15 protein-coding genes and 1 pseudogene are annotated in these 18,804 nt (G+C 48.4%); 3 read left to right on the top strand and 13 right to left on the bottom strand.

Annotation, left to right across the window (positions count from 1 at the left end; all coding sequences use genetic code 11):
• Positions 1–76: 76 nt before the first annotated feature.
• Positions 77–211, bottom strand: coding sequence for a hypothetical protein (locus QMA35_RS17565; protein ID WP_281648458.1), 135 nt, complete (start codon positions 209–211; stop codon positions 77–79).
• A gap of 556 nt (positions 212–767) precedes the next feature.
• Here QMA35_RS17565 and QMA35_RS17570 point away from each other — a divergent pair.
• Together QMA35_RS17570 and QMA35_RS17575 are read left to right on the top strand one after the other, a co-directional pair.
• Positions 768–1,865: a haloacid dehalogenase gene (locus QMA35_RS17570; protein WP_281648459.1), complete on the top strand. Its 1,098-nt coding sequence runs from the start codon at positions 768–770 to the stop codon at positions 1,863–1,865.
• Between the two features lie 182 nt (positions 1,866–2,047).
• Positions 2,048–2,899 carry an alpha/beta fold hydrolase gene (locus QMA35_RS17575; RefSeq protein WP_281648460.1) on the top strand — a complete coding sequence of 284 codons (852 nt, stop codon included), beginning with the start codon at positions 2,048–2,050 and terminating at the stop codon, positions 2,897–2,899.
• 75 nt (positions 2,900–2,974) lie between these two features.
• Here the strand turns inward: QMA35_RS17575 and QMA35_RS17580 are convergent, their stop codons facing one another.
• From QMA35_RS17580 to QMA35_RS17595, 4 genes are all read right to left on the bottom strand, one after another.
• Positions 2,975–3,655 (bottom strand): hypothetical protein, encoded by a 681-nt coding sequence (locus tag QMA35_RS17580; protein WP_281648461.1) that lies wholly within the window; start codon positions 3,653–3,655, stop codon positions 2,975–2,977.
• Positions 3,656–3,854: 199 nt separating this feature from the next.
• On the bottom strand, positions 3,855–6,446 hold the full coding sequence (locus QMA35_RS17585; protein WP_281648462.1) for a bifunctional aconitate hydratase 2/2-methylisocitrate dehydratase: 2,592 nt from the start codon (positions 6,444–6,446) through the stop codon (positions 3,855–3,857).
• 319 nt (positions 6,447–6,765) lie between these two features.
• Entirely contained in the window at positions 6,766–8,112 is a 1,347-nt protein-coding gene (locus QMA35_RS17590) for a hypothetical protein (protein ID WP_281648463.1), read from the bottom strand.
• A gap of 230 nt (positions 8,113–8,342) precedes the next feature.
• Positions 8,343–9,194 (bottom strand): universal stress protein, encoded by an 852-nt coding sequence (locus QMA35_RS17595; RefSeq protein WP_281648464.1) that lies wholly within the window; start codon positions 9,192–9,194, stop codon positions 8,343–8,345.
• Between the two features lie 279 nt (positions 9,195–9,473).
• Here QMA35_RS17595 and miaE point away from each other — a divergent pair, with 279 nt between their 5' ends.
• Positions 9,474–10,091: a tRNA isopentenyl-2-thiomethyl-A-37 hydroxylase MiaE gene (miaE, locus tag QMA35_RS17600; RefSeq protein ID WP_281648465.1), complete on the top strand. Its 618-nt coding sequence runs from the start codon at positions 9,474–9,476 to the stop codon at positions 10,089–10,091.
• Here the strand turns inward: miaE and QMA35_RS17605 are convergent, their stop codons facing one another.
• From QMA35_RS17605 to QMA35_RS17640, 8 genes and pseudogenes are all read right to left on the bottom strand, one after another.
• Positions 10,092–10,535, bottom strand: coding sequence for a nucleoside deaminase (locus QMA35_RS17605; protein ID WP_281648466.1), 444 nt, complete (start codon positions 10,533–10,535; stop codon positions 10,092–10,094).
• A 75-nt stretch (positions 10,536–10,610) separates the two neighbouring features.
• Positions 10,611–11,951, bottom strand: coding sequence for a short-chain fatty acid transporter (locus QMA35_RS17610; RefSeq protein WP_281648467.1), 1,341 nt, complete (start codon positions 11,949–11,951; stop codon positions 10,611–10,613).
• Between the two features lie 110 nt (positions 11,952–12,061).
• A complete protein-coding gene (locus QMA35_RS17615) occupies positions 12,062–12,952 on the bottom strand; it encodes a M23 family metallopeptidase (RefSeq protein WP_281648468.1) in 891 nt (296 codons plus the stop codon).
• An 87-nt stretch (positions 12,953–13,039) separates the two neighbouring features.
• Positions 13,040–13,801 carry a UDP-2,3-diacylglucosamine diphosphatase gene (locus tag QMA35_RS17620; RefSeq protein WP_281648469.1) on the bottom strand — a complete coding sequence of 254 codons (762 nt, stop codon included), beginning with the start codon at positions 13,799–13,801 and terminating at the stop codon, positions 13,040–13,042.
• Entirely contained in the window at positions 13,764–14,261 is a 498-nt protein-coding gene (locus QMA35_RS17625) for a peptidylprolyl isomerase (protein ID WP_281648470.1), read from the bottom strand. Before QMA35_RS17625 ends, QMA35_RS17620 begins: the two co-directional genes overlap by 38 nt.
• Positions 14,262–14,735: 474 nt before the next feature.
• Complete coding sequence (locus tag QMA35_RS17630) at positions 14,736–15,344, bottom strand: TetR family transcriptional regulator (RefSeq protein ID WP_281648471.1); 609 nt, start codon at positions 15,342–15,344, stop codon at positions 14,736–14,738.
• Positions 15,344–18,526 (bottom strand): efflux RND transporter permease subunit, encoded by a 3,183-nt coding sequence (locus QMA35_RS17635; RefSeq protein ID WP_281648472.1) that lies wholly within the window; start codon positions 18,524–18,526, stop codon positions 15,344–15,346. The genes QMA35_RS17630 and QMA35_RS17635 overlap by 1 nt, the downstream gene beginning before the upstream one ends.
• Positions 18,523–18,804 (bottom strand): annotated as a pseudogene (locus tag QMA35_RS17640) (hypothetical protein); the annotation flags it as partial. The pseudogene QMA35_RS17640 and the gene QMA35_RS17635, both read right to left, overlap by 4 nt.

An 18,804-nucleotide genomic window follows, 5' to 3' on the forward strand; every position in this document is an offset into this window, starting at 1 on the left:
CGCCACTGCAACTGGATGTTCGATTCTATCTTGATTGACGTTTTAAGTCCGACAGGCTGCTAGGGGGCGTTCTCAATTAGAAATGAACTTTGGCGATAAGGCCCAGGCTTCTTTGGTCGGTATCAAAGGGTACTTTTCCTTCCTTTAAACCGTACTTGTTATTCCAGTAAGAGTACTCAACACCCAGATACACCGGTGACTTGGTGTTCATCAACTTACCGGCATTCCATTTCAGCTGGGGGGTAAAGTTGAATTCTGGCTCATGATTGACAGCGGCGGATGGCCAATCAATGAATCCGCCAAATATAAAATCTGCTTTGCCAATGGAGCGGGGTATGCCCTATTGGAGGATTGGATTTCATTATATTTCCTTGTTCACTTTGTTAAGTGGTTACCCTATTAATTCGTAGCAAACGTCATATACAGGTTTGATGATCCTTAACGGTAAGCTGTTGAATGATGGGTGCGATTGAAATTAGACAAGAAAGGGCTATTGTCAATTTTGGATGCCGAAAGGTTGCCCCTTCTCTATAGGGGAGGAAGCAGGGATCTTGTTCCAGACCGCAATAATGTCTGTTGCTTGGTAGAGGGGAGGATTGTAGTGATGACATAAAAACTAACAAGCAAAGTAAATGAAATTGTAATAATGGGATGATATTTATATGGGCTGTTCGCAAAGGGAATGTTCTGGGCAGGATAATAATTGTGGACGCACTACAATCCTGCACTAAAGTTTTCGACTATAACGATAAGAAAACGGCGATTTCATGACTTTACACAGACATTCTGGTACGCCACTGATGAAATATAATTATCTGGTTCATGGCGTCAAAGCTACAGTGCTGGCACTTGCTTTGAACGCTGCTTCTGCTTCTGCTTCTGCTTCTGCACTTGATGCTCCTAACCCTGATCCAAACCCATCCCCCAGTGTTCCTGAAACCGTTGGAACATGTCCGGATTATAAGGGCGCACTTAACCTGCCTGACTTTCAGGGGCCGGAAAGGAAACGCTTTCGCAGTTGGCAAAGCCGTTACTGGAGTGGTGCACATTCCCCTTATCACATGGTTCACGACGAAGTTGTAAACCCTGAAGACGACATCACAATTGTTGGAAAATTCGATTACAGCCGTACGTGGCACAAAGATCTTGAGCAGGAATATGTTCATGCATACGTGTACGGTACAGGTATGAGCGGTTGGGACTATCTGGGTAAGTTCAAAACCAATGACGATGGAAAAATCAGTGTGTTACTTGGTAAAAAGCCTGCTGGTGAATATATCGTCAGAATGGTTGTTGAGGGCGATTTGTCCCAGGCTGATGGTTTTGTTTCTGTCGTGCCGAAAGGTCAGGAAACAGTACTTTTTGATATTGATGGCACACTGACTCTGAATGATTTCGAACAAGTAGGCGACTACATTGGCACATCAACAGCCCAAACGTGGGGCTATGCCAAAGAAACCGTTCAGGCCTATATCGATAAGGGCTACCGGGTGATTTACGTTACTGGGCGTCCTTATTGGAACGCCCGAGACACCAGAGAGTGGTTCACCAAAGTTGTTGACCTCCCTCAGTGGCACTTGAGAACCAACAATGACGGTGGTAGCCCGTTGAGTTATGAAACGGAAACTTATAAGCGCGAATATCTGACCTATCTTCAGCAGGAAAAAGGTCTGAAAATTATTCGAGCCTACGGCAATGCCAGTACGGATATTACTTCTTACGCTGACTCCGGTATTCCAAAAAATGAAACCTGGATTATTGGTGAAAATGCCGGCGAACAGGGAATTCAGGCCATTCATGGTGACTACAGTGGCCACTTCTTTGATGTGGTTGAAAAAACACAGGAAGCCGCCTGCCGTCGTTAATTTACTTGTCTAAGTTGTTGAGGGTCTCGTATAAGGCTCTCAGCACTTCTTTTTGCGCTTGCCTTTCCTTATAGCTAACGTAACACTTGTCGTTTATTTAAGTCAGTCATTAACGACCGGTTGTCATGTTGAAAATAATAATCCGCGCTGTAATCACTGTATCCGTCCTACTTGTATTATCTGTGTTAATTGGAGCTTGGCATTTTTCAGGACAATTACTGTATCCTGATGATTATCCCTGTAATGCGGAACACTATATCTTTTGTGAATCTCCTGCTCAGATAGGGCTTGAATATGAAGAGATTGCGCTTGAGGCTGAAGATGGCGTTAGGCTGAGTGGTTGGTTTATTCCAGGCCGTTTGGACAACGCAGGTGTTGTTCTTGTTCATGGTCGGGGTGCCACCCGCCATGCAGGACTCAGAGATGCAATTGCTCTCAGTGAGCAGGGTTATCCAATGGTGTTGATTGACCTTCGTAATTCTGGTGAAAGTGAACGCAGCTTTAACTCAATGGGTTTCCATGAAGCCAAAGATGTACATTCTGCGGTAGCTTTTATGAAAGAAAAAGGCATCGACAAAATTGGTGTAGTGGGGTATTCCATGGGAGCCTCCACATCCATTCTAGCGATGTCCGAAAACCCGGATATTGATGCCGGCTGGTTTGACTCAGGCTTTCAGGATCTGGATACCATTATTCAGGAGCGGGGCCGGAGAGATTATGGCTTGCCAGCAGTAGAGCAGTTCTCACGACTGGTGCGCTGGTTTTATGAAAAGAGGGGCGGTTTGGACACTGAAACAAGAACCCCGCTCAATGTTATAGCCAGTATATCTCCCAGGCCGGTTATGATAGTTCATGGAACGGCAGATATAATTGTTACAGTGAATCATGGGCGTACATTGTACGACACTGCTGCCGAGCCCAAGTTTTACTGGGAGATTCCTGAGGGGCGCCATACCAGGAGCTATCAAGCTGACCAGGAAAAATCTACAAGGCTTATTTCTGACTTCTTCAGTCAAGGATTACAAAACCGTTAAAATCTTATTGCTTGAATCCAGCTTAACGAATAAGAGAGGTTTGCTTATTCGTTAATGCTCGGTTGGTTGTTGAGTTTAAAGCAGCCAACCATCTTTTTTTCGGGCAAGCCTGTAACGCTCCGCTGCTTTATCCCAGTCATCTTCCTGTTGCTGATACCAGATGCCATCCCATTTTGAAGTGGATGTTTCAATACTTTCTGTTGGTTCTGGGGTGCATGATTTGTCATAAAAACAGGCGGTTTGTTCTTCCACCATTGTTAGGGTAGCGGTGCACTTGTATCGGCGAATATTACGGAATGTACCTTCTATACAGTTTCTTGTTACCTGAATTTCGGCGAAAGGATAATTGTCGTCAGAATCAACACCTTTGATACTTACCCAAGTGTTATCGTCTTCATTTTTCCCAAAACGATAGTGAAGATCAAAATCTCTGTCGGTGCTGACAAAATTAAAACGCAAGCGACCTTCTGACTTTTTCTTGAGTGATGCCCCACGGCCAATGGTAATTGTTTCATTCGCAGGGACGAGGTGATTTTGATTGTCAAAATCAGGATTAGTGGAGAATTCTCCCATTTCGACCTGATCTTTTTTATGAATGACCGGTATGAACTTTTTGTACTGTAACGTGAAGGGAGTATTGTTGACGATGACAACGTCGCCTTCAAAATAACTCAGGTGACCTGCTTTAACTGAAAGTGTGCTGATGCTAAAAAGTACGGTGAGAAATGCCGTGACTGGTTTCCAGAGTGCCTTCATCTTATTTACGCCCTTGTTCTTTTTAAAGAGTTCTTTTTAAAGAATATGATTTATAGCTGGTTTCCTGTTTGATGGTTTGATTTTTATAAAGTTCATTGGGCTGGGTAACGCTTTATGTATTTTTTATTTCTAGCGGTAATAAAAAAGCCAACGCTGTATTCACAGCGTTGGCTTTCAGGGTTTTAGACAGGATTAGCTATTAGCTGGCTTTAGCGATAATTGCATCAGCCGCTTTCTGGTAGCTCTCAACCTTGTCAAAGTTCAGGTAGCGGTAAACATCGGCAGACATGCTATCGAGGTTCTGTGCGTATTCCATATACTCAGCAGCGGTAGGAATCTTGCCCAGAATCGCACCAACGGCGGCCAGTTCTGCAGAGCAGAGGTAAACATTGGCGCCGTCGCCCAGACGGTTAGGGAAGTTACGGGTGGAGGTGGACAGTACTGTTGCACCGGCATTTACCCGTGCCTGGTTACCCATGCACAGAGAACAGCCAGGAATTTCAGTGCGTACGCCAGCCTTACCGTAAATGTTGTAGTAACCCTCTTCCATCAGCTGGTCTTTGTCCATCTTGGTGGGAGGACTCATCCAGAAGCGGGTCTTCAGAGGTTCCTTGTTCTGCTCAAGCAACTTACCAGCGGCACGGAAATGGCCGATATTGGTCATGCAGGAACCGAGGAATACTTCGTCAACCTTGTCACCGGCAACATCAGACAGAGTGCGGGCATCGTCTGGGTCGTTCGGCGCGCAAAGAATAGGCTCTTTGATATCGGCCAGATCGATCTCGATGATTTCAGCGTATTCTGCATCCGGGTCAGCACGCAGCTGCTGAGGGTTGGCCAGCCACTCTTCCATCTTCTGGGCACGACGCTCCAGAGTCCGTGGGTCGCCATAACCTTCGCTGATCATCCAGCGCAACATGGTCACGTTGGAGGTCAGGTATTCAGCTACAGATTCATCAGACAGTGTAATGGTACAACCTGCCGCAGAACGCTCGGCGGACGCATCAGACAGTTCAAATGCCTGCTCGGCAGTCAGGGATTCCAGACCTTCGATTTCCAGAACGCGGCCAGAGAACGCATTCTTCTTGCCGGCTTTTTCAACGGTCAGCAAGCCTTGCTTGATACCGTACAGAGGAATGGCGTGAACCAGATCACGCAGGGTGATACCGGGCTGCATTTCACCTTTGAAGCGAACCAGAATCGATTCAGGCATATCCAGTGGCATAACGCCGGTCGCTGCCGCAAAGGCTACCAGGCCAGAGCCTGCAGGGAAGGAAATACCCAGAGGGAAGCGAGTGTGAGAGTCGCCACCAGTACCCACAGTATCTGGCAGTAGCATGCGGTTCAGCCAGCTATGGATGATGCCATCGCCAGGACGCAGAGCCACACCGCCACGGTTCATGATGAAGTCTGGAAGGGTGTGCTGCATTTCTACGTCAACAGGCTTTGGATAAGCAGCTGTGTGACAGAAAGACTGCATAACCAGATCAGAAGAGAAGCCCAGGCAAGCCAGATCTTTCAATTCATCACGGGTCATTGGGCCGGTAGTGTCCTGAGAACCCACAGTGGTCATTTTGGGCTCGCAGTATTGACCGGCACGCACGCCTTCAACGCCGCAAGCTTTACCAACCATCTTCTGAGCCAGGGTGTAACCTTTGCCGGAATCGTTAGGTGCAACCGGGCGACGGAATACGTCAGTCGCACCCAGACCCAGTGATTCACGAGCCTTTTCAGTCAGACCACGACCAATGATCAGATTGATACGACCACCAGCCTGTACTTCGTCCAGAATAACGTCGGATTTGTAGCTGAATTCGGAGATGGTTTCACCAGCTTCGTTCAGTACTTTGCCTTCGTAAGGACGGATGTCGATTACGTCACCCATGTTCATTTTGTCGACAGGGGCTTCAAATACCAGGGCTCCAGCATCTTCCATGGTATTAAAGAAGATAGGAGCGACCTTGCCACCGATGCAGACACCGCCGCCGCGCTTGTTGGGTACGCCGGGCATATCATCGCCGAAGAACCACAGGACTGAGTTGGTGGCAGACTTACGGGAAGAGCCGGTACCAACCACATCACCAACAAAAGCAACAGGCAGACCTTTGGCTTTGATCTCGTCGATCTGTGCCATAGGGCCGGTGATACCGTGCTCTTCCGGAGTCAGACCATCGCGGGTCATCTTGTAGGCTGCGCGGGCGTGTAAAGGAATGTCCGGGCGAGACCAGGCATCCGGAGCAGGCGACAGGTCATCGGTATTGGTTTCACCCGTTACCTTGAACACGGTCATCTTGATGCTGTCGGCCACCTTGTCACGCTTGGTAAACCACTCTGCATCGGCCCAGGATTTCAACACAGCCTGAGCGTTAGCGTTGCCAGCCCTGGCTTTTTCTTCCACATCATGGAAGGCATCGAACATCAGCAGGGTGTCTTTCAGTTCGGCTGCAGCCAATTCGCTCAGGTTCTTGTCGTCCAGCAGCTCAACCAGAGTGGTGATGTTGTAACCACCGTGCATATTACCCAGCAGGGCAACGGCTTCTTCTTTGCTTACCAGTGGTGAAGAGACTTCACCAGCAACAATGGCAGACAGGAAACCGGCTTTTACATAAGCGGCTTCGTCAACACCGGGAGGAATACGGTTTTCCAGAAGGTTTAACAGGAAATCTTCTTCGCCGGCAGGAGGGTTTTTCAGAAGCTCGACCAGGCTGGTCACCTGCTCGGCATTAAGAGGTTTCGGCGGTACACCTTCCGCCGCACGTTCTTCGACGTGTTTGCGATACGCTTCTAGCATTATTTTACCCTCATCAAGTGACCTGCGGGACGGGACTGCCTGACTCTGTCCGAGTGAGCTATGTCATCCATAGACTCTCACTGTAGAGAGGTGGGCCGAGCTGGCCCAGGGTAAATAAGACAGGTCACTTTTAGGGTTTTTGTGAACCCCGCCTGTTGCACTCTTGTTTGTGTCAAGAGTGGCACCTGTCTGGCAATCCAGTCCGTGGCAGTGCCTCGTTACTGAATTTGTCTTGTTTTCGGCGCCGAGAGTATAACCGAAGCCACTACCACAAGTTAAGTAAATGCCGAAATGGTGGGTATATTTTCCGTGAATAACGTCATTGCCGGTACGTTAATTCTGAAAAAATGTTGTAGATCTTATTCCCTCCATATCTTGTAATTCTGTCGGCCTGTAAGGCGACAAAAAACCAAAACGTATCGTGTGCCGCCCGAGCTGTAATTTGTTCATAAGGGGTTAACTTCTGTGCCTGCGTATGATTAATGGCGGAAAGCTGATGCTCGGTTACCGGTTGATCAATATCCTCAGTTAACAGCGTGATCAATGGAAGGTTGCTGTTTTCTGATTGCGTGTTCCAGTCTAGAAAAATCATACCGTGCTTGTCATTCATGATTGTGGTGAACTTTCCGTGATGTGTTGTTGTGATCTTTGCAGGTTGTAAAGTTTCGGGACTGTTGCGTGGCAGTTCTGTTCCTTGAGTACTGGAGGCCAAATAGTCAGGTAGGCTGCGGATAACCTGTCGTGACAGTGGGTTGATGGTGAAATGGACAAGTGGATCGTTGTACATTACCTGGTCGGTCCACCAGAAAACCGGGCTGGGTGCCATAAACTGGGCAATCAGAATCCGTTGCCCTGGCTCATTGTTCCGCCATGCTCGCATATATAGACGGTTACCTCCGCCTTCGACCACGGGGTAGAGACGTAAATAAGTAATGCCCAGATCACTGCACTTGCTGAAAAAGTGTTGCCATGCCAAGTTGTCCGGTTGCCTGGATGAAGTTGCTTGAACGCCAGCTTCCAGTGTTGGAATAATATCGATAACAGGTTCGAAATTACCGTCAAGTAGGGGGCTTTGCAGGAAAACCTTGGCCAGCGTGTTTAATTCACTGTTTTCGAACAGTATCTGTTGTTGTTCCAGTTTTACCGGGGAGTTCAGTAGCAACATATTAGCCGCGAGCTTACTCATAACCGGCAGGTGCGCAGGAAGTTGCGCCATCAATGTTGCGATAGGTGCTGATATGCCCTGTCTTGTCAGGGCGCTGCGCAGCCAGGGAGAAAAGTTTGTCAGCACGGATGCGCGATACAGACCTGTCAAAAGCGTTTCTGAACTTAAAATCTGAGTTAATGTGCCTGCCGAGAATAAATGCCACATAGTTGCTGACAGGCTTGGCCTCCAGAAACGACTTTCAGGATACTCATTGCCTTCCAGAATGTATTTCAAAAATGGTCGTGCTACTAAAGTCATCCCCGATGCTACCGCGACTTTAAGAGCGGTTTTCCCTTCATGTTCCAGCTTGTCGAGAATGCCTCTTTGGATGGGGGGTTCCGGGATATCCATGTTGCGGAAAAGGTATCCGGGAATCCAGGGGGGTATGGCCAGCAGGCCTTTGTCGTTTTCTTGTTTTCTCTCCAGATGATTCTTTACATCATCAGCCCAGTCGGCCATACCCTGAAAGTTGTCGTCTGCAGACGAGCAACAACTTATAAAGAGCAAAATATAAAATTTTAAACGACACGGAAGCCATTTTGGGGGCATTGAAAGGGAGCCTCATCCTTTGGCGGCAAGAGTACCGGAGGGACGAGTTTAGAAGAGGGATGGTGAAAGTTCCTGCAAGAAGGTGAATATTCAGGAAATACCGCCCGGAAACAGAAAGTTTCCGGGCATAAGGAATAAGGTTAACTCAGCACGTTCTCAAGAGGATCCATAATGTCTCTGGGTTTGAGAGTTAATACATCACATTCAACATGGTGCAGAATCTGTTCAGCAGTGTTGCCCAGTAATGCGCCTTTGAGACTGGTGTTGGCAACAGTACCCATCACGATCAATGAAGTATTGAGGCGTTTGGAAAGCTCTGGGATAAAGACTTCCGCAGGGCCTTCTTCTACATGGATATTTTCATCACTAATGCCATATTTTGTGGCCAGAGGTATGCAGTTACTCTCGTAACGATCGTGGGCTTCCTGCTCGGTATCTTCACCACTCAGCATCAGGCCTGGATGAGCACTGCCCATATGAAGCTCTGTTTCAGCGACACCAGAGATTGCGCCTGCGTATTCCATAATAACGTTATTAAGAATTTCGTGACTGCTGTCGCCAGGGCAGGCATCAATTGCGGCAAGAATATTTTTGCCCTTCCAGCTGTCACTGTTCTTAACCAGCAACACAGGGACACGACATTGCCTCAGTAGGCTCCAATCTTCTGGAGTGGAAACAATACTGGTAATACTTTTGTCCTGCTTCGTGGCTTTTACTACCAGACTGCAGCGCTCAAGCTGGCGAACATGGATAATGGTTTCAACAGCATTGTTGTGCCATTGTTCACTACCGCTAATGGCTACACCTTCCTCGATAAAAGGTTGAACCATTGCGTCCAGGTGAGCCTGCGACTCCGCGTTCGCTCTGGGATTAGGGGCCAGAACCACGATGGGAGTGTCGGTTGCCTTGGCAATCATGACAGCCCGATTGAGGGCTATGCTCGAAGATTTGCGGGTATCTACAACCACCAGCATTTTAGTGAGAGTACGCATGGTGATCTCCTGATTATGTCCATTTGTTCTTAAGCGAGAGCCAGCCGAAGCTTCGACATCAGACCTTAGCAGCTTCTCAGTGATTTGTTTTAAATTTATGGTAGCTGGGGCTGGGGTTGCAGCTATTGATCCAGATCAATTTGTCTCTGTATATTTTGCACGAACGTGTGTTTTCTGATTGAAAAATAAACCGACCTGAAAGCAGGTAAATAATGACTGTCGTGTGATTTAGGCTGATATAATGCGGCGAAAAATAATGACCAATAGGGGGAGTAGATTATGACTGGTCAGCGTCGGTGGTTGTTACCTGAACGGGATGAATTTCTGTTATGTCCAACACCGGAAAATTGGTTGGAGCAAGCGGTTTCACAACAAGAGACGTTGCTTATTGATCATGCTAACTGTGAGAAAAAAGCTGCGGCCACCGCTATCAATCTGATGTTTCGTTACACCGAAAATACCGACCTTCAGAACAGAATGTCCCGTCTTGCCAGAGAAGAACTTCGCCACTTTGAGCAGGTGCTTGCGCTACTACAAAAAAGGAACATTCCTTACCGGCCTCTGAGCGCTTCCGGTTATGCCGGGAAAATGCGTGCGCAGGTTCGTACCCATGAACCTGAGCGGATGATTGATACTCTTGTGGTGGGCGCTTTTATTGAAGCACGCAGTTGTGAGCGGTTTGAAGCTCTGGCGCCATTGCTTGATGAAGAACTTAAGAAGTTCTATCTCTCACTGCTGAAATCAGAAGCACGCCACTTTCAGGATTACCTGACACTGGCAATGGAGGCTGCTGGTTATGATCTTGCCGATCGTATCGCTGTTTTTGCGCAAGCGGACCGGCAAGCCGTAGAAGGAAAAGATGAAGAGCTTCGTTTTCATTCTGGTGTTGTCCACTGATTAGACGACCAAGGCTATATCTTCATGCCAGATCTCGGGGTGTTTGCGGATAAATAACTGCATAACTTCAATGCACCGGTTATTTTGCCGTACCTCAACGTTTACACCTCGGGATTTCAGTAATTCCTCGGCACCGGTAAAGGTCTGGTTTTCTCCAATCACTACATGAGGTATGCCGAGTAGTAGAATCGCTCCTGAGCACATATCGCAGGGGGAGAGGGTGGTGTAAAGGGTACTCTTTTTATAAATGTCCGCGGAGAGTCTCCCGGCATTTTGGAGAGCATCCATTTCACCGTGAAGAATGGGGTTGCCTTTCTGTATCCTCTGATTATGTCCTTTCCCGAGCATTTTCCCATTACATACCAACACTGAGCCTATTGGAATGCCTCCTTCACGAAGAGACTTTTCAGCTTGTTCTATAGCCAGTTCCAGATAATCGCTCACAGGAAAACCCTCAGGGGTTCACAGCTTTTTAGACGAGGGGGCTTTCTCACTTAAGCATGCGCCTCAGTGCGATGCTTAGTTGAGAACGCTCCCCAGGTAAAAGACAGTTCCAATAATGACACCGCTAACCAGTAGGTGTACAAGGCAGAAGCCCATAATGTCTCGTGCTTTAAGCCCGGCTACCGCCAATGCGGGAAGTGCCCAGAATGGCTGAATCATATTAGTCCAGGCATCACCCCAGGCTATGGCCATGGCAATTTTTGCAGTATCTACATTCAGCTCAAGAGCGGCAGGAATCAATACCGGAGCCTGGACAGCCCATTGGCCACCGCCTGAGGGCACAAATAGATTGACCAGGCCAGCGCTAAGGAATGTATAGAGAGGCAGGGTTTCAGCTGTAGACAAAGCAATGAACTGACGACTGATTAAGTCACCAAGACCTGACGACATTACAATCCCCATAATGCCTGCATAGAAAGGGAACTGAATAATGATACCGCCAGCACCTTTCACACTTTCTGTGACGGCATGAAGAAAGCGTTTAGCATCGCCATGGCAGAGAATTCCCAGAATCAGAAACAGAAAATTCACTATATCGAGTGTTAGTCCACTGCCGGGTTGTTGAAAATAGATGACCGCGTAGGTTAATCCCATTGCCACCGGTAGAATCGGGAGCAGGCGGCTGTGCTCGAGATTTTGAGCTGGAGTAAGTGGTTTATCGTCGGGTACGGAATGAATCCAATCGGCATGGCCATTATCTAGCTTGCTGGATTCAATCGTTACCCGATCTTGTACTGGTGGCATCATCAGCCAGTTAATCAGTGGCAAAACAACAAGCAGTGCTAAAAGAATGATCAGGTTATAAGGGGCCATTAAGGTCTTTGAAACTGGAATGACGCCCATCATGGATGACAGAAAATGATTGTCTGTAGCGATACTTAGTGGAATAGAACCGGACAGGCCGCCATGCCAAACCAGAAAACCACTGTAGGCGCTGGCGATAACCAACCGGTAATCAATATCTGGCTGCTGTCTGGCCATATGGCGGGCAAATAGGGAACCTGTTACTAAACCAAAGCCCCAGTTAATCCAGCAGGCAGCAATAGAAAACAGGGTGACAAGCACAATCCCCTGGCCCGGTGTATTTACCAGGTTTGCTGTCCGTTGAAGAAGTCTGTGAACCGGTGGTGAGAGGGCAAGGATATAGCCAGTCACCAGTATCAACACCATTTGCATGGTGAACGGTATCAGTTTCCAGAACGAGTCTCCCCAGTACTGAACAATCTGTAATACAGAGCTGTCGGTCAAGGTAAATCCCAGCAGGAAAGCAAGCATTGTCAGCAACAGGCTGAGCACAAAAGGATCAGGCAAGTAGCGCTGCATCAGTCGGTCGAAGAAAATGGTCAATCGCTGCATAGGATCCCCCTTTGCCTTTCATCTGTATGGGTCTACAGGTTAGATGGCATTGGGGGGCATTTTGCTTATGGTTTCTGTTAGATAAATGAACTGAGTTGTCAAGGGAGGAGCTAAGGAGAGAAAAGAAGAGTCGAGTCAGCCATAAACTGGAGAGGGTTGACCGGCGTACCATTCACATGAATTCCCCAATGCAGGTGAGGACCTGTTACTCGCCCTGAGGCACCAGTTAAAGCGATTTTCTGCCCCTGACTGACGGTGTCTCCAACATTCACCTGAATATCAGAGAGGTGGAAATAACTGCTGGAGACCCCCCAGCCATGCTCCAGCACAATATGGCCGCCGGTGTACCAGTTGGATTGTGCCATTTTCACTTTGCCGTCGTGGGGCGCTTGTACTGGCGTTCCTTCCGCGGCTCGAAGATCGACCCCGGTATGCCGACCCTTCAGCTGTTCGTTATAAAGCCTGCGTATACCAAAGGGGCTGGTTACTTTTCTCAGAGGCACCGGTTCAATAAAGCCACTGGTAAGAGGTTGATGCGGGTTCTTCGCTTTTAGGGCATTAGCGATTTCTGTTCGCTCTTTATTTATTCGCTCAAGGGCATGTTCTGGTGGAGTGACAAGATCTGGGTTTACCGAAAGGGGTTCCACTGGATAATCCGGTTCAATCGTTTCCAACTCAATAGAGGGAAGGTTGCCGCCATCGGGCATGGTCATGGTAACAAGCTTTCTTTTGGCACTAACTGTTGTGTCCAACGGTGTGGCGATTACTACCAGACTCTGGCCTGGGTTTTTAGGGTGTGGGTGAACAGCAATATCGTTTCCATCAAAAGCGACTGTGCATTTATCGCTGGGGCAGGGGAGAGACAATAACAGAGCTTCTCCGCTTTTGAGTTGCTGACTGGTGAGTGGGTTGCTGGAATGGTTATCGACGGGGTCTCTGTCAGAAAAACAAGTGGTTGGTAAAGAAAGCAGGGTCATCAGCAGTCGGCCTGTCCAGGTCATAGGTACTTATCCAAGCATAGGAGTTCGCCGGGAAGAGTAGCTGTGATGACACGAATGTCAGGCCAAACGTTTAATTGAGAGCGCCCCCTAGCTTATCGGGAAGCTTGAAAGGTCAAAACCATTTTCGTCGTGGCACAGGGACCAGCCGAGTCTGTCCCAGTCACCCAGCACAATACGTTGTGCATTGTTGTCCAGAGGGTGAACTGCTGCACGGTGGGTATGGCCATGGATCAGGGTTTTTACCTTGTGCTTCGCCATTTCACTGATGACTGCACCCTTAGTTACATCAAGGATTGCTGGTGGTTTCTTACCGGCATTGGCCATGCTGTTCTCCCTGAGTTTACGGGCAATGTTTCGCCGGTAACTGCTGGGAAGGGCCAGAAGAATAAACTTGGTTATTGGGTTCTGAATGATTTTCCGAAAACGGATATAACCAGCATCGCTGGTGCAGAGGCTATCACCATGCATCAGCAGAACAGGCTTGTCGCCAAGGGTGATAACCGTTGGGTCTTTGAGCCAAGTGCAGCCAGCTATGCGACAAAAGCTTTTCCCGATAAGAAAGTCGCGGTTGCCATGCATGACGAAAATACTGACGCCTTTTTCGGTCAGGGCTTTCAGTGCTGTGGCAATCTGGTGGTGAAATTCATCCATCACATCATCGCCAATCCAGTATTCGAAGAAGTCACCCAAGATGTACAGGGACTGAGCGGAAGGGGCATCCTGCTCCAGAAAACGCAGAAACGCCCGGGTAATGTCCGGGCGTCCTGGTGTCAGGTGCAGGTCGGAGATAAACAGCGACCGCAAGACAGGGTTACTCCACGATTTCGGCAGATTCAACCAGTACTTCATCAGTAGGAACGTCCTGATGGAAGCCGTAGCTACCGGTTTTCACATTCTTGATCTTGTTAACCACGTCCATGCCATCGGTTACTTTACCGAATACTGCGTAGCCCCAGCCCTGTTCAGTTTTGGAGCTATGGTTCAGGAAGTCGTTATCTGCCACATTAATAAAGAACTGGGCAGAAGCAGAGTGTGGATCCATAGTGCGGGCCATGGCGATGGTGCCAGTGGCGTTTTTCAAACCATTGTCAGCTTCATTCTTGATGGATTGACCAGTGGTTTTTTCTTCCATGCCAGGAGCCATGCCGCCGCCCTGAATCATGAAACCATTGATAACGCGATGGAAAATGGTATTCGAGTAGTGTCCGGACTTAACGTATTCCAGAAAGTTAGCAACAGTCTTGGGTGCTTTCTCTGCGTCCAGTTCCAGAGTGATGTCGCCATAGTTGGTGTGAAGGATAACAGCCATTAGATTGCAGTCCGAAATGTTTGGAGGGAGCCGCCACAAGCAGCAAAAGGTGTATCATAACCGCTTTATGATATTTATGCAGTTTTGGTTCATATTTCTGACAGGAATGTTAGTTTGTTTCAGTGACCGTTGTGGGTGAAAACTCAAGCAGGGTAAATATGTTCTCAAAGAGTATTTTCAGCTGATCTACAGGGCGTCAGTAACCTGTTGAAGGAAAGGCAAAATACACTCTGGTGGTGTGCGTATTCTGCCTTTCCTGAGCAGGCTGACTCTGTGTGCGGCTGGAGACCTCAATGTCGTTCAAACCTTCAATGATTTGTTTGCCAGTTTTTGATCTGTTTCGGAATTGCTTTGCAGAGCTCTCCAGTACCGGATGCTTCCTTAAAAAGAGGAGAGAATATGCGAGCACTGACCACAAATACAGATATTTGTTCTTTTTCAGGGGGTTGGAGCCGGTTTTTAACCGGCTCTCTATTACTTGCGAACCATCTGCATATAGATTTGTGCAAGAAGCCGGGTGTTGCTCTCAAGTTGTATACAGCGCTCATCGGCCAGATGGTAACTGATAAGCCCCTCAACAGAACTCATTATGAGGAAAGCAGCGATTTCTGCGGTTAAACCATCGCGCAGAAATCCCATCTTTTCAACTGGCTGGAAAAATTTGGTCAGGCTTTCGGACCACTGGCAGCGCAGTTGTACAAGGCCATGCTCCTCATTCAACTCCTGCATATTGAATGACTGTTCGAGCACGCGAAATACCTGTCTGGTATGGGTATCTGTGGCCAGTTGCAGAAGAAACTCGGAGATCAGGCTTTCGAGGCTTTCGAGAGGCTGTACAGAACCAAGCTCTACAAGGTCATCAAAAGACTTTTCCAGAGGCGCAATAGCTTCGTCCCACAAGCAAGTCAGCAGTTCATTTTTATCTTTGAAATGCCAGTAGATGGCTCCCCGAGTCGCACCTGCCTCTCTGGCAATTTCTGCCAGAGTCACCTTGGCTGGGCCTTTTTCACTGAATAGTTTCAGTGCTGATTCCAGAAGATGCAGACGGGTTTTTTCCGCATCCTCTTTGGTTCTGCGTGCCATCAGTTCAACTCCATAGTCGGAGCATAGCTCTCTTCATTTTCCTCGTGATCTTTCACAAACAAAACATAGAGGCAGGGAATAATCACCAAGGCAATCACCGTTGAAGCTATTAGACCAAACACGATCGCCATACACAGTGGGTACCACTGTGGGTCACTGAATGCCAGAGGCATCAGGCCTAGTACGGTAGTCAGGGTGGTACTGACTATTGGGCGCAGTCGCTCAGCTGAAGCGCGGGCCGCTGCAGACATTGTATTCATACCATTGCGGAAATGGCGGTTTGCGGTATCGATCAACACAATCGCGTTGTTTACAGCAATACCTACCAAGGCCACAACACCTATAAGTCCTGAGAATGACAAGGGAATATTAGCGAGGAAAAAGCCACTGAATGTACCGGTCAAACCCAAAGGGATAATCAGCAGGATGATAATCGGTTGGCGGATGGAATTATAGAGCAGTGCCAGTAGAATCAGGATCAGCAGAACAGCCGCGATAAAGGCCATACCCATATCGGAATAGCTGTCATCAGCTTTGGTCAGCTCTCCTCCCAGCTGGTAGTTATAGCCGGCGGGCCATGTGGCTTTCATTTTATCCAGATCCGTTTTCATGGAAAGCATAATGTCTGAAGCCGTTTCTCCTTCGGCACGGGCCTGAACTGTTACTGCACGGTAACCGTTTTTATGAATGTAGATTCGGGGAACACTGTCGACGGTATAGCTGCTGATGGTTTCCAGGGGAACGGACTCTCCCTGAGGAGTTATTACTTTCATCAGCTGCACTTCAGCAACATGGCGGGGGTTGCCAATACCGCCGTCCTGACTGGGCCAGATATAGCCAAGACGCAGTTTGGGGTCATCACTGGTACCTTCAACTTTGAATCTCCCCTGTTCATCATCGCTCATACCGATGCGAATCTGTTCTGCAGCGTTGCTTTCATCGAGGCCAAAAAAATTCAGCATTTCCCGATCAAAGGTAAAGCGCACTTCGGGGAGAGGAGAACCCAGGTTATCGCGAATATCAACGGCCCCTGGTTGTTGCCTGAGCCTTGTCTGTACCTGTTGAGATAGCTGGGTCAAAACCTGATAATCCGGGCCAGTCAGCGAAATGGCTACAGGAGCTGAAGTGTCCGGATTACCACCAATATGGGTCATCTGAATACGCAGGCCAGGCTCTTTGCTGAGAACCTTTACTAAGCCATCTCGCATAATTGGCAGATAGTCGAACGACAGGTGTTCACGCATTTCTTTCGGGCGAAGAATTACGGTAAAACCGGCCAGGTGAGCGTTTTCATTGGGAAGCAGTGCATCTTTCAGATTACCGGTTGTTACCGGGCTTCGAGCGCCTGTATAGATAACAAACTTCTCTATCCACGGTTGTTGACGCAACCACTCTGCAGATTTGTCGGTTACCTGTCGGGTCTGCTCGAGCGTGGCGTCAGGAGCCAGTTCGATGGAAATGCCGATTTTCCGGTCATCAGCTTCCGGGTACATCATGGATGGTAACAAACTGGAGGCCATGATACTGATCACAAACAAGCTGAAAGCGCTGACTGTCCAGAGAACGGTTTTTCTTTTCCGTGACAGGGGGCCGTGCAACAAGAAGGTTTCCAGTTTATTTCCCCATAGGCGTGCATAACGATCAACCGTCAGCTCATTCGGGGGCTGGCTATTTTCCAGCAAAATGCGTGATAGCGGAATACAGATCAGAAAAGCCACAATCAGGCTGATAATCAGGGCAAGGGTGATGGTAATAGGTAGGATACGGATAAATTTCCCGTCTATACCTCCCACCATCATCATGGGCACCAGAGCCAGGATTGTGGTGAGCTGGCCGGCAATGGCTGGCATGGCAAAAGTACGAACAGTTTTCAGGGCCGCTTCAGGGAAACTCTCTTTCCGCACATAGAGGCCTTCATGCATGCCTTCCATGACCAGAATAAATACATCAACCAGCAATCCCAACGCCAGTACCATGCCGATCATCACCATGCTGTTAAAGGAATAGCCCATGGGAATCATCAGGCCGAGTACGGCCAGCAGGGTCACAGGAATAGCAAGGCCAGCGATAAGGGCTTCTCGCCAGGTCAGCAACAAGAGCAGAATGGCAAAAACAATAAACACCGCCTGCATCATTGAGCCGGAAATATCATTAAAGGCTGTTTCAATCAGTTCAGCATCATCGCTGACTCGGGTGACGGATAAAGAAGCGGGCCAGTTATTCTTGGAAGTCAGTTCTTCAATAACTCTTGCGCTTTCTGCAATAACTCCCAAGGTATCCGCACCTGGGCGCTTCTTAATATCGAGGATTACACCGGGAGTAGCGGGAGCGCCTTCAAGGCTGAAGCCTGTCTGCATTTCCACGCGATCCGGACGCAAATCAACTGTGGCGATATCCCCCAGGCGAATAGTGCGGTCATTCAGACGCATGACGGGTAACTGGCGGATACGTTCAACCTGGTCGAAGCGTCCTTCCAGATAAAGAGAGAAGGTATTACTGTCACCTTCAAACTCACCCCAGCCCATATCACGGTTGGCGGAAAGTAGAAGGTTTTTCACCGTAACAGGTGAAAGTTTCAGCATTCGCAGCTTCTCAGGGTAGAGGCGAACATGAAGGCTTTTTTCGCGTTGTCCACTGATATCAACCTTTTTCACATCACTGATACGTTCCAAAGCGTCACTGAGCCGCTCGGCAGTATCCGTTAGCTGAATATCGCTGGTATCACCGTGGAGAACCCAGGTTACAACCGGAGTATTGGACATGGACATCTCTTCAATTTCCGGCTTCTCGACACCGCTTCCAGCTGGAAACTCGCTTTCAGCTTTATCAATCGCAGCTCTCAGGCGCTGCATGGCATCGGAAACCGGCATGTCCGCATCAAACTCTACCGACACCATGGAGTAAGAGTTGTAGGAGCCGCTGTCGAATCGCTTTAACCCTTTCAGTCCGCGAATTTCTTCCTCAAGGTATTTGGTTATTTCTTTCTCAACCTGTTCCGGTGAAGCACCCTCCCACTGGGTCATTACCAGTGCCATGGGGATTTCCAAGTCTGGATAGTTTTCACGTACCAGGGTTTGCCAGGCCGTCAGGCCGATGACGACAAACATCACCAGTAGCAGTTTTGCTAGTAAGGTTTCCAGAAACAGGCGCCTGGCAGGCCCTTCAGGTGTTAACCAACTCATTCGTTCACCCCACCATCAACAACGCGCACCAGACTGTTTTGATCAAGCAGGTGCTGCCCTCGAACAACGACACGTTCATTGGCATTAAGCCCTGATGAGATTTCAATACTGCTCAAGCCCTGAAGACCGGTTGCCACAATGCGTCGTTCAACCCGCTTGTCATCACCAATGACATAAATAAAGGGAAGGCGATTCCGGAAGCAATACTTCGGACAGTTTTTCATAACCGCTTGACCATGAGAGAAATCAGCGAAAATAGAGGAATCTAACGCTCTGTT

It is taken from the genome of Parendozoicomonas sp. Alg238-R29, assembly GCF_947331445.1.
Taxonomy (GTDB): Bacteria; Pseudomonadota; Gammaproteobacteria; order Pseudomonadales; family Endozoicomonadaceae; genus Sansalvadorimonas.